General features: G+C 69.4%; 27 protein-coding genes. 6 read left to right on the forward strand and 21 right to left on the reverse strand.

The window, feature by feature from the left end:
• Positions 1-115 precede the first annotated feature (115 nt).
• On the forward strand, positions 116-820 hold the full coding sequence (locus tag JAN5088_RS12695) for a CDP-alcohol phosphatidyltransferase family protein (protein WP_055683162.1): 705 nt from the start codon (positions 116-118) through the stop codon (positions 818-820).
• A gap of 4 nt (positions 821-824) precedes the next feature.
• Here the strand turns inward: JAN5088_RS12695 and JAN5088_RS12700 are convergent, their stop codons facing one another.
• The 4 genes from JAN5088_RS12700 to cobS are packed head-to-tail and all read right to left on the reverse strand — an operon-like array spanning position 825 to position 3,603.
• A complete protein-coding gene (locus tag JAN5088_RS12700) occupies positions 825-1,175 on the reverse strand; it encodes a hypothetical protein (RefSeq protein ID WP_055683163.1) in 351 nt (116 codons plus the stop codon).
• The gene (locus JAN5088_RS12705) at positions 1,175-2,188 is read right to left on the reverse strand and encodes an endonuclease/exonuclease/phosphatase family protein (RefSeq protein ID WP_055683164.1); all 1,014 of its coding nucleotides are present in this window, start codon (positions 2,186-2,188) and stop codon (positions 1,175-1,177) included. The genes JAN5088_RS12700 and JAN5088_RS12705 overlap by 1 nt, the downstream gene beginning before the upstream one ends.
• Positions 2,185-2,862 carry a TerB family tellurite resistance protein gene (locus tag JAN5088_RS12710; protein ID WP_055683165.1) on the reverse strand — a complete coding sequence of 226 codons (678 nt, stop codon included), beginning with the start codon at positions 2,860-2,862 and terminating at the stop codon, positions 2,185-2,187. Before JAN5088_RS12710 ends, JAN5088_RS12705 begins: the two co-directional genes overlap by 4 nt.
• Before the next feature lie 9 nt (positions 2,863-2,871).
• Positions 2,872-3,603: an adenosylcobinamide-GDP ribazoletransferase gene (cobS, locus tag JAN5088_RS12715; RefSeq protein ID WP_055683166.1), complete on the reverse strand. Its 732-nt coding sequence runs from the start codon at positions 3,601-3,603 to the stop codon at positions 2,872-2,874.
• A gap of 83 nt (positions 3,604-3,686) precedes the next feature.
• Between cobS and cobT the strand changes: the two genes are divergently transcribed.
• Positions 3,687-4,688 carry a nicotinate-nucleotide--dimethylbenzimidazole phosphoribosyltransferase gene (gene cobT / locus JAN5088_RS12720; RefSeq protein ID WP_055683167.1) on the forward strand — a complete coding sequence of 334 codons (1,002 nt, stop codon included), beginning with the start codon at positions 3,687-3,689 and terminating at the stop codon, positions 4,686-4,688.
• Here the strand turns inward: cobT and JAN5088_RS12725 are convergent.
• Complete coding sequence (locus JAN5088_RS12725; protein ID WP_055683168.1) at positions 4,685-5,161, reverse strand: hypothetical protein; 477 nt, start codon at positions 5,159-5,161, stop codon at positions 4,685-4,687. The genes cobT and JAN5088_RS12725 overlap by 4 nt on opposite strands.
• A gap of 85 nt (positions 5,162-5,246) precedes the next feature.
• Here JAN5088_RS12725 and JAN5088_RS12730 point away from each other — a divergent pair, with 85 nt between their 5' ends.
• Positions 5,247-5,996 (forward strand): alpha/beta fold hydrolase, encoded by a 750-nt coding sequence (locus tag JAN5088_RS12730; RefSeq protein ID WP_055683356.1) that lies wholly within the window; start codon positions 5,247-5,249, stop codon positions 5,994-5,996.
• Here the strand turns inward: JAN5088_RS12730 and folD are convergent.
• The 15 genes from folD to JAN5088_RS12805 all read right to left on the reverse strand — a co-directional run bounded on the left by folD (position 5,993) and on the right by JAN5088_RS12805 (position 20,868).
• A complete protein-coding gene (folD, locus tag JAN5088_RS12735; protein WP_055683169.1) occupies positions 5,993-6,883 on the reverse strand; it encodes a bifunctional methylenetetrahydrofolate dehydrogenase/methenyltetrahydrofolate cyclohydrolase FolD in 891 nt (296 codons plus the stop codon). The two genes, JAN5088_RS12730 and folD, sit on opposite strands and share 4 nt — an antisense overlap.
• Before the next feature lie 49 nt (positions 6,884-6,932).
• Positions 6,933-8,609 carry a formate--tetrahydrofolate ligase gene (locus JAN5088_RS12740; RefSeq protein WP_055683170.1) on the reverse strand — a complete coding sequence of 559 codons (1,677 nt, stop codon included), beginning with the start codon at positions 8,607-8,609 and terminating at the stop codon, positions 6,933-6,935.
• A 313-nt stretch (positions 8,610-8,922) separates the two neighbouring features.
• Positions 8,923-9,501 (reverse strand): MOSC domain-containing protein, encoded by a 579-nt coding sequence (locus JAN5088_RS12745; RefSeq protein WP_055683171.1) that lies wholly within the window; start codon positions 9,499-9,501, stop codon positions 8,923-8,925.
• A 14-nt stretch (positions 9,502-9,515) separates the two neighbouring features.
• Positions 9,516-10,148: a hypothetical protein gene (locus JAN5088_RS12750; RefSeq protein WP_055683172.1), complete on the reverse strand. Its 633-nt coding sequence runs from the start codon at positions 10,146-10,148 to the stop codon at positions 9,516-9,518.
• A 104-nt stretch (positions 10,149-10,252) separates the two neighbouring features.
• Complete coding sequence (gene ftsH, locus JAN5088_RS12755) at positions 10,253-12,172, reverse strand: ATP-dependent zinc metalloprotease FtsH (protein ID WP_055683173.1); 1,920 nt, start codon at positions 12,170-12,172, stop codon at positions 10,253-10,255.
• A 78-nt stretch (positions 12,173-12,250) separates the two neighbouring features.
• Positions 12,251-13,525, reverse strand: coding sequence for a tRNA lysidine(34) synthetase TilS (gene tilS, locus JAN5088_RS12760; protein ID WP_082429994.1), 1,275 nt, complete (start codon positions 13,523-13,525; stop codon positions 12,251-12,253).
• The gene (gene ybgF / locus JAN5088_RS12765; RefSeq protein WP_306455477.1) at positions 13,512-14,348 is read right to left on the reverse strand and encodes a tol-pal system protein YbgF; all 837 of its coding nucleotides are present in this window, start codon (positions 14,346-14,348) and stop codon (positions 13,512-13,514) included. Before ybgF ends, tilS begins: the two co-directional genes overlap by 14 nt.
• A complete protein-coding gene (pal, locus tag JAN5088_RS12770; protein WP_055683175.1) occupies positions 14,345-14,863 on the reverse strand; it encodes a peptidoglycan-associated lipoprotein Pal in 519 nt (172 codons plus the stop codon). The genes ybgF and pal overlap by 4 nt, the downstream gene beginning before the upstream one ends.
• 12 nt (positions 14,864-14,875) lie before the next feature.
• Complete coding sequence (gene tolB / locus JAN5088_RS12775) at positions 14,876-16,162, reverse strand: Tol-Pal system beta propeller repeat protein TolB (RefSeq protein WP_055683358.1); 1,287 nt, start codon at positions 16,160-16,162, stop codon at positions 14,876-14,878.
• 182 nt (positions 16,163-16,344) lie between these two features.
• Entirely contained in the window at positions 16,345-17,577 is a 1,233-nt protein-coding gene (gene tolA, locus JAN5088_RS19450; RefSeq protein WP_055683176.1) for a cell envelope integrity protein TolA, read from the reverse strand.
• 1 nt (position 17,578) lies between these two features.
• Positions 17,579-18,076, reverse strand: a complete 498-nt coding sequence (gene tolR, locus JAN5088_RS12785) for a protein TolR (RefSeq protein WP_055683177.1) — start codon at positions 18,074-18,076, stop codon at positions 17,579-17,581.
• Positions 18,077-18,091: 15 nt separating this feature from the next.
• Entirely contained in the window at positions 18,092-18,790 is a 699-nt protein-coding gene (gene tolQ / locus JAN5088_RS12790) for a protein TolQ (protein ID WP_055683178.1), read from the reverse strand.
• 91 nt (positions 18,791-18,881) lie between these two features.
• Positions 18,882-19,760, reverse strand: coding sequence for a type VI secretion system-associated protein TagO (locus tag JAN5088_RS12795; protein WP_055683179.1), 879 nt, complete (start codon positions 19,758-19,760; stop codon positions 18,882-18,884).
• Positions 19,761-19,840: 80 nt separating this feature from the next.
• The gene (gene ybgC / locus JAN5088_RS12800) at positions 19,841-20,227 is read right to left on the reverse strand and encodes a tol-pal system-associated acyl-CoA thioesterase (RefSeq protein ID WP_055683180.1); all 387 of its coding nucleotides are present in this window, start codon (positions 20,225-20,227) and stop codon (positions 19,841-19,843) included.
• Positions 20,224-20,868: a hypothetical protein gene (locus JAN5088_RS12805; RefSeq protein ID WP_055683181.1), complete on the reverse strand. Its 645-nt coding sequence runs from the start codon at positions 20,866-20,868 to the stop codon at positions 20,224-20,226. Before JAN5088_RS12805 ends, ybgC begins: the two co-directional genes overlap by 4 nt.
• Before the next feature lie 100 nt (positions 20,869-20,968).
• Here JAN5088_RS12805 and JAN5088_RS12810 point away from each other — a divergent pair, with 100 nt between their 5' ends.
• Positions 20,969-21,853: a 50S ribosomal protein L11 methyltransferase gene (locus tag JAN5088_RS12810; protein WP_055683182.1), complete on the forward strand. Its 885-nt coding sequence runs from the start codon at positions 20,969-20,971 to the stop codon at positions 21,851-21,853.
• A 58-nt stretch (positions 21,854-21,911) separates the two neighbouring features.
• Here JAN5088_RS12810 and JAN5088_RS12815 read toward each other — a convergent pair whose 3' ends face one another.
• A complete protein-coding gene (locus tag JAN5088_RS12815) occupies positions 21,912-22,106 on the reverse strand; it encodes a DUF1127 domain-containing protein (protein WP_055683183.1) in 195 nt (64 codons plus the stop codon).
• A 276-nt stretch (positions 22,107-22,382) separates the two neighbouring features.
• Between JAN5088_RS12815 and ruvC the strand changes: the two genes are divergently transcribed.
• Positions 22,383-22,883: a crossover junction endodeoxyribonuclease RuvC gene (gene ruvC / locus JAN5088_RS12820; protein ID WP_055683359.1), complete on the forward strand. Its 501-nt coding sequence runs from the start codon at positions 22,383-22,385 to the stop codon at positions 22,881-22,883.
• Positions 22,880-23,509, forward strand: a complete 630-nt coding sequence (gene ruvA / locus JAN5088_RS12825; protein ID WP_055683184.1) for a Holliday junction branch migration protein RuvA — start codon at positions 22,880-22,882, stop codon at positions 23,507-23,509. Before ruvC ends, ruvA begins: the two co-directional genes overlap by 4 nt.
• Positions 23,510-23,512: the final 3 nt, after the last annotated feature.

Raw genomic sequence — 23,512 nt, forward strand, 5'->3', positions numbered from 1 at the left:
AATTCGACAGACCTGTCAATTCCGGCGGGGGCGGGGCGGCGCGATCCGGTCGGCCGCGTGCCCCTGCGGCATCCATGTCTCGACAAGGCGGGGGATTCGGGGGCATGGGTGACACATGATCTGGCCCCGCACCCGCGCATTGTCCGTCCATCTCCTGACCGCGACCGGCGTCGTCTTCGCGATGTTCTCGCTTCTCGCGGCGGTCGAGGGGGCCTGGTCGGGCATGTTCCTGTGGTTGCTCGTCGCGCTGATCGTCGATGGCATAGACGGCCCGCTGGCCCGCCGCTGGGACGTGACGCTGCATGCGGCCCGCTTCGACGGGGTGCTGCTGGACCTCATCATCGACTACCTGACCTATGTGTTCATCCCGGTCTACGCGCTCTATGCCTCGGGGCTGGTCGCGGGCTGGGCCGGCTGGGGCATCCTGATCGTGGTTCCCTTCGCCAGCGCCCTCTACTTCTGCGATACGCGGATGAAGACCGAAGACGCGAGCTTCGAAGGCTTCCCCGGCACCTGGAACATGGTCGCGCTGGCGGTCTTCATCCTGGAGCCGAATCCATGGCTGACGCTCGTGGTCTCGATCCTCCTGTCGATCGCGATGTTCCTGCCGCTGCGCTTCGTGCATCCGATGCGGACGCAACAGTGGCGTCCGCTGACCCTGACCGTGACGACGCTCTGGATGGTGCTGGCGCTGGTCGCGGCCTGGGGCGAGTTCGGGCTCGGCCCGTTGCTCGGCTGGGTCTTCGCGGCCTGCAGTGCCTATCTTCTGGTCGCGGGACTGGTGCAGCAGGCTTTGGCGGGTCTGTCGGGCCGCGGTTGACGGCTCAGAGGTCTAGCGACCCATCCTCGTTCGGCGTCACGCCATCGGGCAGCGGACCCTCCAGCGGTTCCTTCCGGCGGATCAGGATATCGCCGTTGGGCAGGATCTCGGGGGCGTGGTAGGTATCCAGATCATCGACCACTTCGCCCAGTTCGTCCTGCAACCGGCGCAGAACGGGGGCCGCGTCGCGTGCCAGGCCCTTCAGGTCGCGCAGCGCCGGCTCCATCTGCTCCGACAGGCCGTCGAGGAACAGGCGGAACCCGCGCTCCATGTCGCCCGACCCCGCGTCGGTATCGGTATCCTGGGCGACGGCGGGCGTCGCGGCGAGCAGCAGGGCGAGGACGATCTGTTTCATCACCCGAATGTGGGGTCCGTCGGCGCGAGATCAAGAATGACGGGGAAATGGTCCGACGCATCCAGCAACGCCTGACGCAACACCGCATCTCCGGTCGCCTCCGCATCGTCGAAGGGGTGCAGGATGCGCCAGGTCGCGCGCGGCCGCAGGTCGGGGCTCACCATGGCGAAATCGAGCAGCGCGTTCAGGTATCGCCGGTTCCCGTTGTCCCAGAACCGCGCCGTCGAGGGCAGCGCCGCGCCGATGCGGGGCGGACGCGCGCTCGGGTCGAACAGGGCGTTCCCGCCGCTGCCCAGCACGATCTCGACCCCGGACCGGCCGAACAGCGTCTCGAAGGCGTCGAGGCCGGGGCCGTCGTTGAAATCGCCCGCCACGATCAGGCTGCGACCCTGGGCCAGATGCTGATCGACGCGGCGGCGCAACCAGACGCATTGGGCCAGTTGCTTGCGCCGGTTCAGGATATTCAGCCGCAGCGCGTCCTGCGGGTCACTTGCGCCATGGGCGGATTTCGATTTGGCGTGCACCCCGATCAGATGCAGCGGCCCGATGGGCGTCACCAGATCCAGCTCCACCGGCGGCTTCGACCAGACGAGATGCTCCGCCCGCAGGTCGCTGTCGAGGTCGAAGCCGAACATCCGGTCGAACCGGGGGGCGTCGTCCGCTTCGCCCGGGGCGTGGCGGGGGGTGACGCGGGCGGGGTCGAACATCAACGCCAGTTCCTGACGCGTATCGTTGGCGAAACCGATCATCGCCCGCGACACCCGCAGCCCCCTGTCCTCGGCGAAGGTCTCCAGCGCCACGCGGGTCGACCGGCTGGGGCTGTCGTCGGGCGCCTCGACCACCAGAACCGCATCGGCGTCCACATGACGCAGCACATGGGCCACGGCGTCGAGTTGCCGCGCCTTGGTCACGCCGTATCGCGCCGACCAGTCGTCGGTCGCGTCGGGGGTGCCGTCGTCGCGGAACAGCCGGTCGAACCATTCCACGTTCCACGTCACCAGACGAAAGGTCACGCCGTTCCGGCCTGGATGTTCTCCCACGCGCGGTTGACGGCGATCAGCCGCTTCTCGGCCAGCTTCACCGCCTCCTCCGGCAGGCCCCGCGCCATCAGGCGGTCGGGGTGGCTTTCGCGCACCGCAGCTCGCCAGGCGGCGCGGATGTCTTCCATCGCCGTGTCGCGGGTCACGCCCAGCACCTCATAGCAATCGGGCTCACCCCCGGCGAAGCGGGCGCGCAGGCTGCGGAACTCCCGGTCGGGCAGGCGGAAGATGGCGGCGACCCGGTGCAGGAAATCGTCCTCCGCCGGGTGATACTGGCCGTCGGCCATGGCGATGTGGAACAGCCCCTCCATCAGGTCGCGCAGGGTATCGGCATCCTCGGCAAACATCGTCTTGATGCGGCGCGCATAGTCCTCGTAGCCGGCGACATCGGTGCGGGCGAGGTCGAAGACCCGGGCGGCATGGGCCGTCTCGGACGGAGCGATCGTGAACACTTCGCGGAAGGCCGCCACCTCGTCACGGGTGACGCGGCCGTCGGCCTTGGCCATCTTGGCGCCCAGTGCGATCACCGCGATGGTGAAGGCGACGGACCGTTCGGGCGGGGTCCTCAGGCGGTCGAACAGGCCCGACAGGGCCTCGCCCGGCGCAAGGCTCGACAGGGCGTCCAGGATGCGGGTCCAGAGGCTCATGCCGCCACCCTAGCGCGAGGTCAGCGCGACGAGAACGGCAATCTCGGAAAGTTGCTGGATCGTGCCCAGCACGTCGCCCGTCTGTCCGCCGATCCGCGACCGGGCCAGATGCCCGACCCCCAGCAGGACGCCCGCGACCAGCATTGCCGCCACCAGACCGTGCCCGCCGAAGAACAGGAGCACGAGGCCGGCCAGCAGCAGCCCGGCCTGCGCGGCCCAGGCGGGGGGGCGCCCGGCGCCCCGCGACACGCCGTCGTCCCGGGCGGCAGGCAGCCAGCGCATCGCGATGGCCATGGGCGCGCGGCTGACGATGGCGGCCGCCAGCACCACCTCGACCATCTGTCCCTGTTGCAGCGCGATGGCGATCAGCGCCCACCGCAGCAGCAGCGACAGGACCAGCGCGATCACGCCGTAGGTGCCGATCCGGCTGTCGCGCATGATCTCCAGCCGACGGTCGCGGGTGCCCCCGCCCCAGAGGCCGTCGGCTGCATCGGCCAGCCCGTCCTCGTGCAATGCCCCCGTCAGCAGGATCAGCGACAGAAGCACCACCGCCGCGACCACCGGCGGCTCGGCCCCCATGGCGCCGAGGGCCGTGCCCACCCCCGCCGCGATCGCCCCGATGAGCCCGCCCACGACGGGCCAGGCCCAGGCGGCGCGCGCGGCGGGATCGGTCGGCCGCCCGCGGACGGGCAGGCGCGTCAGGAGCATCGCGGCCGAAACAAGGTCTGACGTCGGGGACATGTCGTTCCACGGCTGGAAATGGTTCGCTCCGTCGCATATCGCGGGCCACCGGCACCGTAAAGCCGGAGCCGCCCGGAGACCCGATGACCGATCTGACCAGCCTCGCCGCGATCCGCGCGATCCTCGCCGCCGCCCCGGATGCGTCGGGCGCCGCCCGCAGCGCAGCCGCCGACCGCAACCTGCAGCTGACCAAGCCCCCCGGCGCGCTTGGCCGGCTGGAGGATCTGGCCGCCTGGTATGCCGGCTGGCGCAACGATCCGCGTCCCCGGATCACCGCGCCGCAGGTCCTGATCTTCGCGGGCAATCACGGCGTCGCGGCGCAGGGCGTCAGCGCCTTCCCGGTCGCCGTGACGGCGCAGATGGTCGAGAACTTTCGGGCGGGCGGGGCGGCGATCAACCAGCTTGCCGAACTGGCCGGGGCCCGCCTCGACGTCCATGCGCTCGACCTCGACCGGCCGACGGCCGACTTCACCCAGGGCGCCGCGATGACGGAGGCCGAGGTCTGCGCGGCCTTTGCGACGGGGTGGACGGCCGTCGACCCGAAGACCGATCTTCTGGTCACAGGCGAAATGGGCATCGGCAACACCACCTCGGCCGCCGCGATCGCGGGCGCGCTCCTGGGCGGGGAAGGCTGGGCAGGGCGGGGCACCGGCGTGGACGACGCGGGCCTCGCGCGCAAGGCGGCCGCCATCGCGCAGGGTCTTGCCGCCAACCCGGACCGCAGCGGCCTCGGCGTCCTCATGGCGCTCGGCGGACGGGAGGTGGCGGCCGTGGCCGGCGCCATCGCGGGGGCGCGTGCGCGGCGCATCCCGGTCATCCTCGACGGCTTCATCTGCACCGCGGCCGCCCTCTGCCTCCATGTCGAAGACGCGCGGGCGCTGGACCATTGCGTCGCGGGCCATCTGTCGGCCGAGGGCGCGCACGACCGGATGCTCGCGGCGCTCGGGATGCAGCCGCTCCTGTCGCTGGGGCTGCGATTGGGCGAAGGTTCGGGCGCGGCGCTCGCGATTCAGGTGCTCCGGGGGGCGCTGGCCTGCCATTCCGGCATGGCGACCTTTGCCGAGGCGGGGGTGTCAGGCGCCTAGCCCCGCGCGTCGCGCTCGGCCACCATCGCGGACAGGGCATCGGCCATGATCCGCGTCTCGGCCCCGCCGGTGACGCCGCCGATGCCGACGCGTCGGCCCAGCCGCCACCACATGCCGGGCACCCAGGCATTGCCCACAGGCTGCCGCAGGCGAACGACGAAGCCGTTGGACGGCTTGAAGCTGAACAGCGCCCGATCCACCGAAGCGATATCGGCCAGCGGCGCGATGGGCCGGCCGTCTTCCTGGCGCAGGCCGTCTGCGTCCAGCGCAATGCCCTGCATCGACCCGCGCCACCCCTTCTGCGCCAGCACCAGCGTCGCGAGCCCCAATCCGATCAGGAACACTTGCCACGCCGCGCTCGCCGGCGGATGCACGAAGCCCAGCCAGAGCAGCATGGCCCCGAGCGCGAGTTGAACGGCAAAGGCCATCGTGCGGCGCATGGCCGAGGGGCGCAGGACGTGAAGCGGTTCCATTCCCCGGCCCTAGCGCCCCGCCCCCGTCCGCACAATGGTGGGCGGACGTCTGGCGTTCGGCGGCGGGCGCGGCTACCTCTGGCCCATGCTCAACACGATCCGCCACGGCGGCCCCACCGACCGACCGCCCCTGTTGATCGCGCATGGTCTGTTCGGATCGGCGCGAAACTGGGGGGTGATCGCCAAGCGCCTGTCGGATACGCGGGAGGTGGTCGCCGTCGACATGCGGAACCACGCCGGCAGCGACTGGGCCGACAGCCATTCCTATGCCGATCTGGCCGAGGATCTGGCCGAGGTCATCGGCGACCGGCCCCATGACGTGCTCGGCCATTCCATGGGCGGCAAGGCGGCGATGGTGCTGGCGCTGACGCGGCCCGACATCCTGCACCGGCTGATCGTGGCCGATATCGCGCCCGTGACCTATGCACATACGCAATCGCATCTGATCGACGCATTGCGCGCCGTCGACCTCAGCCGCGTGACCCGCCGGTCGGACGCGGCCGAGCAGCTTGGCGCCGTACCCGACGACGGCACCCGGTCGTTCCTGCTGCAATCGCTCGACGTGGGCGCGGGGCGCTGGACGCTGAACCTCGATGCGCTTCAGGCCGAGATGCCGGGCATCATCGGCTTTCCCGATCTGGGCGGCGCCTTCCATGGCCCCGCGTTCTTCCTGTCGGGCGGGAACAGCGACTATGTCCGCCCCGAGCACCGCGACCGGATCAAGGCGCTGTTCCCCGCGGCCCGCTTCGCGAAGATCCCAGGCGCGAACCACTGGCTCCACGCCGAGAAACCGCGCGAGTTCGAGGCCGCCGTCCGCGCCTTCCTCGACGCCTAGGGCGTCAGCCCCTCAGGCTCCGGCAGGCCGTGCGCCCGGCAGCAGGCGGTCAGGGTGTTCGCCAGAAGGCAGGCGATGGTCATGGGGCCCACACCGCCCGGCACCGGCGTGATCGCACCGGCGACCCGGACCGCGCCATCGAAATCGACGTCGCCTACCAGCCGCGTCTTGCCCTCACCCGCATCCACGCGATTGATGCCCACGTCGATCACCGTCGCGCCGGGCTTGATCCAGTCGCCCTGCACCATGCCCGGCCGACCGACCGCCGCCACGACGATATCCGCCCGGCGCACCACGCCGGTCAGGTCACGCGTCCGCGAGTGGGCGACCGTCACGGTGCAGTCGTCACCCAGCAGAAGCTGCGCCATCGGCTTGCCCACGATGTTGGACCGGCCAACCACGACCGCCTCCATCCCCGACAGCGAGCCGTGGTGGTCGCGCAGCATCATCAGGCACCCGAGCGGCGTGCAGGGCACCATCGCCTTCTGTCCGGTGGCAAGGCGGCCGACGTTCAGCACATGGAACCCGTCCACGTCTTTCGCGGGATCGATCGCATCCAGCACGGCGGCGGAATCGATATGGCCCGGCAGGGGGAGCTGCACCAGGATGCCGTGGATCGACGCATCCGCATTCAACTCCCCGATCAGCGTCAGCAGCGCGTCCTGCGCGACCCCCGCGTCCAGCCGGTGTTCCACCGATTTCATCCCCACCTCGCGCGTCTGCCGCCCCTTGTTGCGGACGTAGACGGCGCTGGCCGGATCCTCGCCCACCAGCACGACGGCCAGACCGGGAGTGATGCCGTCGGCGCGCAGCCGCTCCACATCACCCGCGATCCGCTGGCGCAGACGGGCGGCGAAGGCCTTTCCATCGAGGATCGTGGCGGTCATGGGCGCTCCTTCCGGTATGGACAGAAGGTGTATCCGACGGGCGGCACCGTCAGAACAACCCCTCCACCTCGCCCGCGTCGTTCAGGCGGATCGACTCGGCCGACGGCACACGGGGCAGACCCGGCATCGTCATGATCTCGCCGCAGATGACCACGACGAACCCGGCCCCTGCCGACAGCCGCACTTCGCGTACGGGGACGGAATGGCCGGTGGGCGCGCCGCGCCGTTCGGGGTCGGTGGTGAAGGAATACTGCGTCTTGGCCATGCAGACCGGCAGATGGCCATAGCCGTCGGCTTCCCACGCCTTCAACTGGTCGCGGATCTTCTTGTCGGCCAGCACCTCGTCGGCGTGATAGATGCGCTTGGCGATGGTCTCGATCTTCTGGAACAGCGGCATCTCGTCGGGGTAGAGCGGCGCGAAGTTCGCCTGCCCTGCGTCGGCGATCTCGGCCACCCGGGCGGCCAGCGCCTCGGTGCCCTTCGACCCTTCGGCCCAGTGCTTGCAGACGATGGCCTCCGACCCCTGGCCCGCGACGAACTCCTGCACCGCGGCGACCTCGGCCTCGCTGTCGCCGGTGAAATGGTTGATCGCCACGACCACGGGCACGCCGAACGATTTCAGGTTGCCGATATGGCGCCCGAGGTTGGCGCAGCCCGCCTTCACGGCATCGACGTTCTCGGCCCCGAGGTCGGCCTTGGCCACGCCGCCATTCATCTTCATCGCTCGAACCGTCGCCACCAGCACCACGCAATCGGGCGCCAGGCCGGCCTTGCGGCACTTGATGTTCATGAACTTCTCAGCGCCGAGGTCGGCGCCGAACCCGGCCTCGGTCACGACGTAATCCGCTAGCTTCAGCGCCGTGGTCGTGGCGATGACGGAGTTGCAGCCGTGGGCGATGTTGGCGAAGGGTCCGCCGTGGACGAAGGCGGGGTTGTTCTCCAGCGTCTGCACCAGGTTGGGCTGCATCGCGTCCTTCAGAAGGACTGTCATCGCTCCGTCGGCCTTGATGTCGCGGCAGTAGACGGGCGAGCGGTCGCGGCGATAGGCCACGATCATGTCGCCCAGCCGCCGTTCCAGATCGCCCAGGTCGGTGGCGAGGCAGAGGCACGCCATGACCTCGCTCGCCACGGTGATGTCGAACCCGGTCTCGCGCGGGAAGCCGTTGCTGACGCCGCCCAGGCTCGCCGTGATCTGGCGCAGGGCCCGGTCGTTCATGTCCACCACACGCCGCCAGACGACGCGGCGGGTGTCGATTTCCAGCTCGTTGCCCCAGTAGATGTGGTTGTCGATCATCGCCGACAGCAGGCTGTGCGCGCTCGTGATGGCGTGGAAGTCGCCGGTGAAGTGCAGGTTCATCTCCTCCATCGGCACGATCTGCGCGTATCCGCCGCCCGCGGCGCCGCCCTTCATGCCGAAGTTCGGGCCGAGCGACGCCTCCCGGATGCAGACCATCGCCTTCTTGCCGATCGCGTTGAGCCCGTCGCCGAGACCCACCGTCGTGGTCGTCTTGCCTTCGCCCGCGGGCGTGGGATTGATCGCCGTCACCAGGATCAGCTTGCCGGTCGGCCGGTCCTGCACGCCGTCGATGAAGGACTGGCTGACCTTGGCCTTGTCGTGGCCATAGGGCAGCAGGTCGTCCGCCCCGATGCCGATGGCGGCGCCGATGTCCTGGATCGGGCGCTTGCTGGCGGCGCGGGCGATTTCGATGTCGGTCTTGAAGGTCATGGGGCCGGGTCCTTTCGTCGCACGCGGTCTAGCACGATGCCTATGCCGACGGGCAGGGGCGGCGTTCGCGAAAACCGACATTCCGGCGCGCAACCCCGCCTTCGGTCGACGCAGCCAGGGGCGGGGGCGACTCGCGGAACCGAAACCGGATGTTAAGTGTTGGTCGTGCAAGAACTTTGAAAGCCATCGGCAATTCCCCGCCGATCCACACGACGGAGACATCGCATGACCGCCACCAGCCTTCTCATCCACGCCGGTTTCGTGACGGGCCTGGCCCTCGCCCTGCTCACGGGTTTCGCGCTGGCCTGACGGATCAGCCGCGCCATGCCCTTTGATCGGGCACATGCAGCCGGATCGCGTCGCCCAATCTGACGAACCCTTCCCGTTCCACCCACGCCGTCACGCCGCGTCGCCCCTGGGCCGCGGCCTTGAACGCGCGACCATGTCCCGGCCGCTCGCCTTCGATCACGCGGGCGGGCAGGGTGCAGGGACGGTTCGCCATATCTACCACCATCGTCGCTCCGCCCTCGACCTGGAGTCGTGACGAGGGCGGCAGATGCGTGAAGTCGGGGATGCCCGAGACGACCATCGTAGCGCCGAGCCAGGCCGGGTCCAAGGCATCGAGATCCATCGCCGCGGCGATCTCAGCCACTTCCTCCGCGCTCAGGATCGAAAGCTGCCGGGTGTTCCGTATCTCGGTCCCCAGCGGATACTGCGCCGTGACGCGCGAACAGGAGGGACGGACAAGGCCGCCGTGGTCCTCTCCCTCGGGCCCTGCGAACGTCAGCCGTAGCGCCTCACGCGGGGCGGACGCCAGCGCGAGGTCGCGCGACGCCACCGTGCCGAGCCAGACGATGCGCCCCTGCGTCTGCGTGGGGTTCAGGGCGGGCATGGCGGTCTCCGGTCTCAGGCGTTTCGACGAAGCCAGAGGAGAAGCGATAGCAGAAGCGCCACGGCGAAGGAAAACTCCAGCAATTCCTCCACCACACCCGCAAGCATCCCCTGCGCCTCACTCACCTCGATGCCGAAGGGGGCAAGCTTGCGCCCCAGCCCGTCGATCCCCTTGGCGACGATCGCCACGACCGTGCCGACCGTTATAAGGATGGCCCATCGATGGCCCGCGCGCAACGCGGCCACGAAGTCCCGCCGGTTCCGCGCGACGAGGCGGTAGAGGCAGACCAGCGCGAGCGCGATGACGGCCACACCCACCAGCTTCAGCAAAAGCGGCGCGTCCCCGGTATAGGTCCGCAGCTTCAGGATCCCGTTCTCTGTGAACCGCTTGTCGAAATCGAGTTCCCGCATCGCGAACAGGGCCGTCAGCACGGGAAGATGCCATTGCGGTCCGAACGCGAGGCGCGGCAGGTGCACGACGAACAGGCCCGTGACCAAAAGCAGCGTGACGACCGTGGCCAGTTCCACGGCGCCGCCTTCCTTCCAGAGGCCCGCGTTCTGCCAACCGACAATCAGCGCGAGGACGACCGCCGTGAGGCAGACGAGAGCCGTCGTCCGCGGCGACGGCGCGGAATCTGTGGCGAGCATCGGGGACTCCGGTTCGGCGATTGCGGCAACCTTCTAACTGCGGCGATCGGCGGAAAAAACCCCGGAAAGCGAACACCCCGGTGCGGGACCGGGGTGTCGTTGCGTCAGGCGCTCGGTTCGGGCTCGGGAGCGATGTCCGGCCCCTTGGGCTTGCGCGGTTTGGTCTTGGGCACCGACGTCAGGCTGCCACCCCCCAGATCGGCGGAATCGTCGTCGTCGCCGCGGTTCAGCGGCTCGCCGTTGATGACCTTCATTATCTCGGGTCCGGTCAGCGTCTCGTATTCCAGCAAGCCCTGCGCCAGGTTCTCCAACGCGTCGGCCTTTTCGGTCAGGATGCGCTTGGCGGTCTCATAGCCATCGTTGATGATGTCCTTGACCTTGTCGTCGATCAGCTTCTGCGTCTCGGACGAATGGTTCGTGCCGCCGCCGTAGGCGCCCAGGTATGACTGCTGTTCATTCGCATAATCGACGAAGCCCAGTTCCTCATGGGCATAGCCGTATTGCGTGACCATCGCGCGGGCCATCTGCGTGGCCTGCTTGATGTCCTGCGACGCGCCCGAGGTGATGTTCTCCTTGCCGAAGATCAACTCCTCCGCCACGCGCCCGCCCATGGCCATGGCGATGCGGGACGTGAACCACAGATAGCTGGCCGAGATCCGGTCCCGCTCCGGCAGCGACAGGACCAGACCCAGGGCACGGCCGCGGGGGATGATCGTGGCCTTATGGATCGGGTCGTGCTGCGGGACGTTCAGGCCGACGATGGCGTGCCCGGCCTCGTGATAGGCCGTCAGCTTCTTCTCGTCCTCGGTCATGACCATGCTGCGCCGTTCGGCACCCATCATGACCTTGTCCTTGGCCTGCTCGAAATCCTCCATCGTGACGACGCGCCGACCGATGCGGGCGGCCATGAGGGCCGACTCGTTCACCAGGTTGGCAAGGTCCGCGCCCGAAAATCCCGGCGTGCCGCGCGCGATGATCCGCAGGTCCACGTCCGCGCCCAGTGGCACCTTGCGCGAATGAACGGCGAGGATCTTCTCGCGCCCCTTGATGTCGGGGTTCGGGACCTGCACCTGCCGGTCGAAACGTCCCGGCCGCAGGAGCGCGGGGTCGAGGACGTCGGGGCGGTTCGTGGCGGCGACGATGATGATCCCCTCGTTCGCCTCGAAGCCGTCCATCTCGACCAGAAGCTGGTTCAGCGTCTGCTCGCGCTCGTCGTTGCCACCCCCATAGCCCACGCCACGCGACCGGCCGACGGCGTCGATCTCGTCGATGAAGACGATGCAGGGAGCGTTCTTCTTGGCCTGCTCGAACATGTCGCGCACGCGGCTCGCGCCGACGCCCACGAACATCTCGACGAAGTCCGACCCCGAGATCGTGAAGAAGGGGACGCCCGCCTCGCCCGCCACGGCCCGTGCCAGCAGCGTCTTGCCGGTACCCGGAGGGCCGACCAGCAGCGCGCCCTTGGGGATCTTGCCGCCCAGGCGCGAGAACTTCTGCGGGTTGCGCAGGAACTCGACGATCTCCTCCAGGTCTTCCTTCGCCTCGTCGATGCCGGCCACGTCGTCGAAGGTGACGCGACCCTGCTTTTCGGTCAGCAGCTTGGCCTTCGACTTCCCAAAGCCCATGGCGCCGCCCTTACCGCCGCCCTGCATCCGGTTCATGAAGAAGATCCAGATGCCGATCAGCACGAGGAACGGCAGCCACAGCGACAGCGCGCTGAGGAAGCCCGACTGTTCCTGGCTCTCGGCGCTGATACTGACGTCGTTGGCCAGCAGCGTCTCGGTCACATCGACGTCCGATGGTTTGATGGTGATCTGTTGCGCGCCGCCCGTTCCGGTGAAGACGATCCGTTCCCCGTCGAGCGTGACGGAGGAGACGGTGCCGTTCTCGACCTGGCCGATGAAGTCGGAATAGGGCACCTCGCGCGCCGACATGGCCGAATTGCCGTTGGAAAACAGCTGAAACAGCGCCATGACGAGGACGAAAAGCACCACCCAGAAGGCGATATTGCGCGCGTTACCCAAGGGATATCTCCGATCTGGGCCCGGACCTCGTCCGCGCCATGTGTTTGGAGGGCAACATAGGCGCCTGCCCCCCCGGGTTCAATCGCCCAGGGGGCCGCAGGGGCGGAGTGTCGCGGAAAAGGGGCGTGCGAGCCGCAGATCGTATCCTGCCGCCAGGCCGGCCAGCGGGGCGGCGATCAGCGTGCCGTCCGCGGCCCGGACGGCGGGCGAGGACATCAGGGACCGGCGCGGCAGCCCCGTGTTGCGCCATGGCACCTTCGTCACGTCGTCGCCCAACGCCCCGACCGTCCGCCCCTCGCCGCCCGGCCCGGCGATCCGCCACCGCCCGTCCCACAGAACGCCCTTGCCGGTGGCGGGCAGGACCATGGGTCCGGCGCAGGCCGATGTTTCGCGCGCGAAACAAATGCCCTCCGCCGTGCCCCGGATCAGGCACCCCGCGAGCGTCACGGCCGCCATGTCGGGGCCGATGGCGGCCAACAGTCGGGATTGTTCGGCATCGCGTGGCATTGGCGCCCCGCCGATCCACGCGAGGGCGGCCAGGATCAGTCGACGGAGTTGCTCAGGCTCACGCGTGCGCAGGTCCTCCACGGCGTCAGGGGCAAGGATCAGGTCGCCGCGATCCTCCGTCACGACCCGGATGGCCAGATCGGCGGTCCGCCGCGCAAGCGACAGACGCGCCTCCCTCAGCCGCGCGGCGCTGCGTGCCAGCATCAGCGGGTCGAGGTCGAGCGTTGCCATCGCCTTGCGCACCGCCACCCTCTCGAACCTTTCGTCGTCGTTGGACGGATCTTCGATGGCGGTAATGCCACGGGCATCCAGCATTTCTCGCAGGGCCGCCCGCGTCAGGTCCAGAAAGGGGCGACCGAAGACGACCGGCCCGATGTCGCGCCATTCGGGAATCGCGGCCAACCCGTCGATCCCGACCCCACGACGCAGGCCCATCACCAGGGTTTCCGCCACGTCGTCGGCGGTATGGCCCAGCAGGACGACGGGCAGGTTCGCGGCCTTCGCCCATCGAACGAGGGCGGCATAGCGCGCGTCGCGGGCGCGGGCCTGAAGGGCAGGACCGTCGATCAGGGTATCGACCGTTAGCGTGGAATGACCGATGCCGAGCCTGCCGCAGAGCGCGGCGACCTGTGCCGCCTCCTCTGCCGACCCTGCGCGCAATCCATGGTCGACCGTGGCCGCCGTGATCGCTGTGCCTGTCGCTTCCGCCCAGTCCAGCGCCGCGAGGAGGAGCACGGTGGAGTCCCCCCCGCCTGAGACGGCGATGCCGATGGCGGAGGGGGGGGTGTCGTAACGCGACCGGATCAGCCGCTCGATCGCCGCTTTGCCCGGGTCAGGAGCAGCCAAGACCCGCGCGCGCCGAATTGGCCTGCGCGACTGCAGGCGACTGCGGAAACCGCACCGCGACCTCCGACAGGGTCAGGCAGGCTTCGTCCGTTTGCCCCAATGCGCCGAGCGCCGTGCCCAGCCCGACCAGCGCCTCGGGTGCCTTCGGCCCTTCCGGTGTGCCGGAGAACGATTCGAGGAATGCCCGTGCCGCATCGGCATGCTGATTGTCCGCCGCGAGCGCCTTGCCGCGCAGGAACTGCGCCTCCGCCGACAGCGGGCCGGTCGGATAGGCCGTCACGAACTGCTCGAACGCCTTGGCGGCATTGGCGTTCTCGCCCGCGTCCAGCATCGCCTTGGCGCGGTCGAAATCGCCGCGTTCGCCCACGGCAAGCTGTGCGCCGCCCCCGTCCGACGGTGCGTCGGCAGGAGGCGTGATGCTGCCACCGGCCGATCCGTTGTCGCTTTCGTCGCTGTCGCCCAGCGGGCCGGGGTTCGGCAGCGAGCCGAGATCGCAGTCGGGCGTCAACTCGCAAAGCTGGAAGCGCAGATCTTCGATCCGGGCGGATCCGTCGCGGGACACGCTCTCGATGCGGAACTCCATGCGTTCGGTGGCCTGCGTCAGACGCTGAAGCTCCGCCTCGATGGCGTTGACGCGGTCCGGCACGGTCGAGCCGCCGGTGGAGACCGAGGGCGCGCCAGTGGTGTTCAACTCGCCCCGCAGCTTTTGCATCTCGACGCTGAGGACGGCAAGCTGCTGGCGGATGTCGGCAAGGGTCTGGTCCTGCTGCGCCGCCGCAGGTGCGGCCAGCGCCAGCATCAGGACGGCGGCGCGCAGCATCATACGCCCGCTCCGGCCGCCAGCACCGTCACCGCGCGGCGGTTCTGGCTGTAGCAGGCTTCGGTCGAGCAGACCTGCAACGGACGCTCCTTGCCATAGCTGATGGTCCGCAGGCGGCCTGCCGACACGCCCTGGCTGATCAGGTAGTCGCGCGCCGCATTGGCCCGGCGACCGCCCAGGGCGAGGTTGTATTCCCGCGTGCCCTGTTCGTCGGCATGGCCCTCGACCAGCGCGGTATAGCCGGGGTTGGCGTTCATCCACCGCGCCTGGGCCGCCAGGGTGGTCTGCCCCTCCGGCGTCAAGGTGGACTGGTCGACGAGGAACAGGACGCGGTCGCCGACGGTCTGCTGGAAATAGGCGACCGAAGCGGGGTCGTTCGCGCTGCCGGGAACGACGCCGCCGGCACCGAAGCCGCCGTTCGCGCCGCCGGCCGCGCCATCGGCGCCGCCGCGGCCCAGACGGTCGCCGCAGGCGGTCAGCGCCATTGCGGCCACAAGGAGAAGTGCGGTGGATTTCATCGTGTCAGATCCTTATCGAAGAAGGGGGCCCCAGGCGGGGTCGGAGGCTGCGGCCGGCGTTGCGGCGCGTTGAAGGTTCCGGCCTGTGATGTCGACCGTATAGAGCGCCGGTGCGCCCTGTGCACCCGAAGTCTCGCGCGTGAACATGACCACGCGCCCGTTCGGCGCCCAGGTCGGGCCTTCGTCGAGGAAGGCGCCGGTCAGCAGACGCTCCTCCGACCCGTCGGTGCGCATGACGCCAATGTGGAAGCGTCCGGCGTTCTGCTTGGTGAAGGCGATGTAGTCGTCCTCGGGCGACCAGACCGGCGTGCCGTAGCGGCCTTCACCGAAGCTGATCCGGCTGCCCTCTCCGCCGGATGCCGGCATGACATAGAGCTGGGGCGCACCGGAACGGTCGGATTCGAACACCAGCCGGCTGCCGTCGGGGCTGTAGCTTGGGGCCGTCTCGATGGAGGGGGCCGTCGTCAGCCGCGTCTGCGCGCCGGTGTTGAGGTCGAGTTGGTAGAGATCGGTGTTGCCCGCCACCTCGGCCGAATAGACGACCTTGCTGCTGTCGGGGCTGAAGCGGGGGGCGAAGCTCATGTTCTGGTCGACGCCGCCCACGGTCTGCTTCTCCAGCGTGGCCACGTTGATGACCGTCACCTTCGGAAAGCCCGATTCGTATCCGGTATAGATGATCCGGCTGCCGTCCGGGCTGAAGCGGGGGGCGAGCACGATGCTGTCGGAGGAAGTCAGGTAGGTCACGTTCGCGCCGTCGTAGTCCATGACCGCCAGGCGCTTCTGCCGCGCATCCTTGGGACCCTGTTCGGACACGAAGACGACGCGGCTGTCGAAATAGGGGCCTTCGCCGGTGATGCGCGAATAGGCGGCGTCGGCCACCTTGTGCGCCATGCGCCGCCAGCCGTCGGCGGTGCCCACGAACTGCAACCCCTCGCCCAGCGGCGCTTCCGAGAAGACGTCGTAGAGGCGGAACTGCACCACGATGCGCCCGTCCGGTTCGGCGAGAACGGAGCCGGTGATGAGCGCCTGCGCGTTGATCGCCTTCCAGTCCGAGAACTGGATCGGGGCGTCGAAGCTTCCGATGCGGGCGATGTGGGCGTCCTGCGGGATTTCGCGGAACAAGCCCGTGTTGGTCAGGTCGGCCGAGATCACGCGGGTGATGTCCTGCGCCAGATCGTTGGCGGCATCGTTGCGCGCGACGAAGGTCGGCACCGCGAAGGGCAGGGGTTCGATCACCCCGTCCGTGATCTCGATCTTCAGCGGGCCGGGGGATTGCGCTGCCAGCGGAGTGGCGAGCATCAGCGCGGCGAAGAATGCCGTCACCCACGGGGCCTTGATCAGTTTCTTCACCCTGGACCTCTTGGTTTCCATTTCGGTGTCATGCTCCGTATCGCCAAAGTGACGCGGTTTCTCAATGGGGTGGGCACGGCCGGTCCACGCGGGGCGGGCCTCCGCACGATCGCGACGGTTGCGGCAGGCCATCAGCGACCCCGCATCTGTTCGGGGTTGAAGGTCATCTCGATCTCCTGCCACTGCTCGTACTTGTCATCGGGGAGGTCATAACCGTCGCGTCCCGTCGTTGCGCAACGGATGATCGCCCGGCGCCCGGCCTCATAGGCCTGGTTTGCGGCCGCCTGCGATCCACCCTCGAACCCAATCAAACGGATCGTGTCGGTGCGGGGTTTCCCGTCGCGGTTCATCTCCATGAAGATCGTGACCTGCGTCCGCATCGCTTCGGTCGAAAGGCTTCCGAGGTTCCAGCAGGCGCTGACCGCAACGCGCAACCCGTCCCGCTCACCCTGCGTCAGGGGCGGGCCGGCGGGGGCGGACGTCGGGGCATCGGGGGTGCCCGTTCCGCCGCCCAGGGCCTCGGCCAAGGCGGAGGCGGTATCGATCTCGCGCGGGGTGTCGTTTGCGGGCGGCGTCGCGGCGGGCGGCGTCGCAGGCTCAGCCGAGGTTTCCTGCGCGGTCTCGGTCGCGGCGGGGGCCGAGGGCGTCTCGGCCGGGGTCTCGGTCTGCGCCACCGCCGGTGCGGCGCGGGCCGGACGGCGCGCCGGGCGACGTGAGCGTTCGGGGGCAGCGGCGGGCGTCTCGGCCTCGGTCACGATGATGGGCGCGGCCTCCTCCGGCGCGGCGGGCGTCTCGACCGGCTCGACGGGTTCCTCGGGCGTGACCTCCTCCGATGGGGCGGGGGCCGGTTCGACCACGGGGGCCGTTTCGGTCATCGGCGGCGGCGCGGGCGCGGGTGTCGGAGCCACGCGCGGGGCGGGGCGCGGGGCCGGGCGCACGGATGGCGGCGCGTCGGGTGCCTCCGCCGGTGCGGCGGGCTCGTCCGGCGTCTCGGGGGCCACGTCGGTCACGGGCGGCGGGACAAGCTGCGCCACGTCCGGGGTGGCGTCGGGCGGGGTGGGTGCGGGCGTCACCGGCTGCGGCGCCGGGCGGGGCGGGGGCGCCTCCTCCGGTGCGGGCTCGGGCACGGATGGCGCGGCTTCGGGCGTCACGGGAGCGACGGGCGCGGCAGGGGCCGGGGCAGCGGAAGGAGCGGGCGCGGCCGACGACAGCGCATCGAACTCGGCGGAGGACACCACAGAGACGGCGGCGACGGTCAGCTTGTCGTCGTCGTCCACGGGATTGAACAGGCCGGCGACCAGCGCCCAGACGATCAGACCAGCATGTGCCGTCCCCGACAGGGCCAGCGCCGTCCGCTGTTCCATCCTATTGGCCCGCCTCGTCGCCGGCGGGTGCATCATCCAGGGTGGGGCCGCCGGCCTCGGTCACGAGGCCGATGTTGCGGAAGCCGCCCGCATTGAGCGCCCCCATCACGACCATGACTTCGGAATAGGGCACGGCCCCGTCGGCGCGCAAAAAGACCTTGTCGCCCTCGCGCTCCGCCGCGACAGCCCGAAGGCGGGTCAGGAACTCCTCGCGCGGGACCTCGGTCGAGCCGATGAGGATGCGGCCGTCGGCCGCGACGGTGACGGCCAGCGGTTCCTCCTGCTCCTGTGGAAGGGGAGCGGCGGCCGTTTCCGGCAGTTCGATCGGGACGCCCGCCGTCAGCAGCGGCGCCGCCACCATGAAGATGATGAGCAGGACCAGCATCACGTCCACGAAGGGCGTGACGTTGATTTCGGACATCGGCGCGCCGCCGCTGCCCACGCGCCTGCGACGGCGGGTATTGGCGCCGCCGCCAGGCTGGATCGTTCCGCCACCCATGTCAGACCCTCCCCATCATGCCGCGTCGAGCTGGCGCGACAGGATCGTCGCGAACTCGTCCGCGAAAGCTTCGTAGTTGCCGGTGATGCGGTCCGCGTCGCGGTTGAGCTTGTTGTAGAAGACCACGGCCGGAATCGCCGCCAGAAGACCGAGACCCGTGGCCAGCAGCGCCTCGGCGATGCCCGGGGCCACGACGGCCAGGTTGGTGTTCTGGCTGATGGCGATCTGCTCGAAGGCGTGCTTGATGCCCCAGACGGTGCCGAACAGGCCTACGAAGGGGCCGGTCGACCCGACGGTGGCGAGGAACACCAGCCCGGAGGTCAGTCGGTCGCGTTCCTTGGCGATGGCCACGTCCATGGTGCGGTCGATGCGCGACTGGGTTCCCGCGATCAGACCCCCGTCGTCGCGGTGGCTGCGCGTCCATTCCTGCATGGCGGCGGCGAAGATCCGTTCCGACGCCGACCGGGGGCGGTCGCCGATCTGGTCGTAGAGCTCGTCCAGAGGCTCCCCCGACCAGAAGGCGCGGTCGAAGGCGGCGGCACGGCTGCGCGCGCGCCGGAACTGCGTGATCTTCTGCAGGAAGATCGCCCAGACCCAGATCGATGCCGCGAAGAGCATGATCATCACGATCTGGACGATGAACGTCGCACGCAGGAAAAGCGCCCAAAGCGAGAAATCGATCTCGCTGGCGGCTGCCAGTACTTCGGTTTCCATCTGGACTGCCCGTCCTTGGTTGTCGGACCGTTTGTCGGCCCCTTTCAATTCGCGGCACGCTAGCAGATGCCGAAAGCCTTGGCGAGATGCATCATCGCATTGGCGATTTGCTGCGTGGATAGCCCAGGTGACGTCTCTCGCGGGAAAGATGCGGCGCCGGCGGCCGCTCCGACAGCGAGATCTGTCGGGCGAGCGTCGCCAATTCCGGCGGGCGATCCGGCCCTTGCGCGGCGCCGTCCGGACGGGGTTGCGCGACGGCAGGCATCGTCGCGGAGCCTTCTGCGTCGTTCCGCGCCGGGGCCCATGGCGGGACCTCGGACCAATGGCAGGCACGGCGCAGCGTCGGCAGATGGGCGGCGAGGCCCATCAGCGGAAAACGCATCTCGGCCTCGGCGCCGGTCAGGTCGGAGAAGCGCAGGTGGAGCGTCTCGGCCCGGGCCAGATCCTCGATCAACTCGCGCGCGGGGCGGTAGTCCCAGTGGCCGAATGCCTCGCCCGCGCCGTCGACCTCGAATGCGACGGAGGTGACGTCGGCACCGTCAAGCCGGAGATCGACGGGCCATGTGCCGGAGCCCGTCGATGGCGTCGCGCAGTCGTGGGCGACATAGGCGGAGGTCCGGTCGCCCAGACAGCGCAGCATCAGCATGGCCCGCCGCCGGGGGCCGCAACGCAACGGCCGGTCGCTGGCCACCGAGAGGTAGACGTCGGTGAAGCCCGAAACGGCATCGTCCTCCGTCCGCAGCGTCCAGCGGGGCAACGGTTCGTCCGGTGGCTTCGCCGGTGCGGTCGGCGGTGCGACGGTTGCCGTCTGTTGCATCACATCGCGCAGCTGGATCGGCCATGGCGGCAGCGGCGCCTCCGCCACGGCGACAGGGGAGGGTGGGACCGGCGCGGAAGGCAGCGAATGACCGATGGCCACACCCGAGAGGGCGGCGATCGCATAGGCGACGGATCGCAGGAACGGGCGCATGACGGATCCCCTCGCTGAGTTGCGGGGGACCCTGTCACAGGGGATTTAACGAAGGGTTACAGCCCCGTGCATCGCCTGCCTTATCCGCCCAACCCGCGCACCGCATCGGGCAGGGGGCGGGGCCGGCCGCCGAGGTCCATGCAGACGATGGTGACGCGGGCGCGGAACAGCGCGGTTCCGTCGCGCAGGATCGTCTGGTCGAGTGTCAGGCGCGCAGGGGTCGTGCGGGCCACGGCGGTTTCGACCGTCAGGGCGTCGTCGTAACGGGCGGGGCGCATGTAGTCCGCCTCGACCCGCGTGACCGCGAAGACGAGGCCCGCGTCGCGCATGGCGGTCTGGTCGATGCCCGCCTCACGCACCATTTCGGAGCGGGCGCGTTCGATGAAGCGCAGGTAGTTGGCGTAATAGACGATCCCGGCGAGATCGACGTCCTCGTAGTAGACGCGCAGGGGCCAGCGGTGCGTCACTGCGCCCGACCCAGCCGGGCCGAGAGGCGCAGCGCATGGCTCGGGTCCTGCGCCATCACCGGCAGGACGGGGTCGTAGGCCGCGCGCATCAGGTCGGCGATGTCGGGCCGCAGCACCGCCGCGTCGCCCAGAAGCGCCAGCGGCGAGCGGTCGGTGAAGGCCCTGTCGGACCAGAGGAGCATGGCCTGCACCATCTGGTTGAGCGCCAGAGTCTCGGCAGGCACCTGCGCCAGCGCCTCGTCGATGCGGATGAAGCTGAAGCAGGCCTTGATGCCGCCGGCGTCGTCGAAGCGGAACACGCGGTACTGGTTCGCATCCGCCGTCTTGAGCCGCGCGACAAGCGGCCCGAGGTCGGGTACCAGACGGTCGAGGTTGGGCGTGGCCGTCAATTCGTCCCACTCGCGCAGGAAGAAGACCATCAGGTTCGCGCCCAGTTCCGGGTCGGTCTCGGCCATGCGGTGATCGGTCAGGACACAAAGCGCCTCGATCGCGCCCTTCAGCACGGCGACCGTCTCGTCGGTCACGCCGAAGACGACGGGCACGATGGGGCGGCCCCAGCGGGCGAACAGGAACGTCCCGTCGGCGCGGGTGAACAGCGCCTCCACAACGTCGGCAGTAAGGGGGGCAGGTTCGGTCGTCATGGGGTCGGTGATTGCCACGACCGCCCGCCGCCGTCCAGCAGGGGTGCTGGACGCGCGGGCGCGGCGGGTCTAGGCCCGGGGAAACGCCCGGAGGCCGCCCATGTCCGACATCACTCCCGCAAGCTGGACCGCCCTGACCACCCTTTCCGACCGCGCGCAGGCCGAGGGCCTGGGCCAGGCACTGGAGGAGACGCTGGAGCCCGACGGCGTGGGCGTCTTCGAGATGGAGGACGGATCGGGCCTGTGGGAAGTCGGCGCCTATTTCGCCGAGGCGCCCGACGAGACGGGTCTCGCCCTGCTCGCGGCGGCCTATGGCGCGCGGCCCTTCGCCGTCTCCGAGATCCCCCCGACCGACTGGGTGGCCCACGTCAGGCGGGAGCTGAGCCCGGTCGAGGCAGGCCGCTTCTTCGTCTACGGCAGCCATGACGCGGACCGCGTGCCCGAGGGTCGCGTCGCGCTTCTGATCGAGGCGGCGATGGCCTTCGGCACCGGACACCACGGCACGACCAAGGGCTGCCTTCTGGCCTTCGACGGGCTGTTGGAGGGCGGCATGGCACCCGGTCGCGTGGCCGACATCGGCGCGGGAACGGCGGTGCTGGCCATGGCGGCGGCGAAGGTCTGGCCCGACGCCACGGTCATCGCGTCCGACATCGACGAGGTCGCGGTCGAAGTGGCGCGCGCGAACGCGCAGGTGAACGACCTGAAGGATCGCGTCGAATGTCTGGAAGCGGCGGGGTTCGACCATCCCCGATTGGCGGCCGAAGCACCCTTCGACCTGATCTTCGCGAACATCCTCAAAGGCCCGCTGGTCGAAATGGCGCCGGACCTTGCCGCCCATGCCGCGCCTGCCGGCCATGCGATCCTGTCGGGTATCCTGAACCCGCAAGCCGACGACGTCGCCGCCGCCTATGACGCAGCCGGGTTCGACCTGACGGAGCGGCAGGTGCTGGGCGACTGGACGACGCTGACCCTGACGCGGCGATAAGGGAACGCAAAAGGCCGCCCCGGACGGAGCGGCCCAGACTGTCGTGGCGACGGTGCCGTCAGCGGTGGTTGGTCCATGTCGCGATCTCGGCGCGTTCGATGCCGATATCGTTGAGTTCCCGGTCGGTCAGACCGCTCAACATCCGCACGGTAATTCGGCGATCGTTCCAGGCCATCAGGTTGCCCAGAAGGGTCCCGATGAGGCCGTTTGCGGGCCCGGGACGGGCGGGGGTGAACGTGTCGAAGGTGGCCATGGTGCGATCCTGACTGAATGGCTGCGGGTGTATGCAGCGCTGTCGGCCGCATCGGATGATCGGCAGATAGGCATGCCCTCCGACGCGCGCAAATGGCAAAGCGGCATGGCTGTCATGCTGTTTCTGCATGGCAGAAACCCGACCCTTCGCAATTGGATTACGTAGGCGAAGCAAGGGCACCGGGGTTTCTGCGGCGCGGCAAGGCTTCGCCACACTGGCCCTGCGGAAGATGACGTGCTAGTTTTGGATCAAAGCAAGAACACCGGGGCAGGGCAGATGCGCATCATTGGGATCGATCCGGGACTTCGGGCCTGCGGCTGGGGGGTGATCGACGTCGATGGCCCCCGCCTGCGGCATGTCGCGAACGGCACCTGTCGGCCGTCGGGTTCCGACATGGGATCGCGGCTGATGTCGCTCCACCTTCTTCTGACGGCTGTCCTGGAAGCGCACCGCCCGGACGCGGCGGCGGTGGAGCAGACCTTCGTCAACGCGGGCGGTCAGAGCACGCTGAAGCTGGGGCAGGCGCGGGGCATCGCGGTCCTGGTGCCGGCACAGGCGGGCCTGACGGTCGGGGAATATGCACCCAATGCGGTCAAGAAGGCGGTCGTCGGCGTGGGTCACGCGGCCAAGGCGCAGATCGCCCATATGGTCGCCATGCAACTGCCCGGCTGCGCGCCAGATAGCGCCGATGCCGCGGATGCGCTCGCGGTGGCGCTCTGCCACGCCGTGCACCTGCAGATGTCGTGCAGGGTGGCCGCCGCGGTGGCGCGCGCATGATCGGGCGGTTGACCGGGCGGCTCGACTGGAAGGGGTCGGACCAGGTGCTGCTGGACGTGCAGGGCGTGGGCTACGTCGTCCACTGTTCGGAGCGCACGGTCGCGGCGCTGCCGCCGGTCAAGTCGCCCTGCGCGCTCTGGACCGAGCTTCTGGTGCGCGAGGATCTGCTGCAGCTGTTCGGTTTCCTGACCGTGCAGGAGCGTGAATGGCACCGGCTGCTCACCTCGGTGCAGGGGATCGGCGCGCGCGGGTCGCTGGCCATTCTGGGTACGCTCGGTGTCGATGGGGTCGGGCGGGCCATCGCGATGGGCGACGCGAACGCCATCAAGGCGGCGCCCGGCGTCGGCCCCAAGATCGCGCAGCGCGTGGTACTGGAACTGAAGGGCAAGGCCCCGGCCATGATGGCGATGGAGGGGGGGGACGTTCGTCCCCCCGCACCCGATGCCCCCGCGGCGCCCCCGTCCGATACCAAGGCCGCTGCCCAGTCCGAGGCCCTGTCGGCCCTGACGAACCTCGGCTACGCCCCCGTCGACGCCGCCCGCGCCGTGGCCGAGGCGGCTGGCGGGGCAAGCGACACGCAGGGCATCATCCGCTCGGCGTTGAAACTGCTCGCCCCGAAGGAATAGGCA

The sequence above is a fragment of the Jannaschia rubra genome (assembly GCF_001403735.1).
Classification (GTDB): Bacteria; Pseudomonadota; Alphaproteobacteria; order Rhodobacterales; family Rhodobacteraceae; genus Jannaschia; species Jannaschia rubra.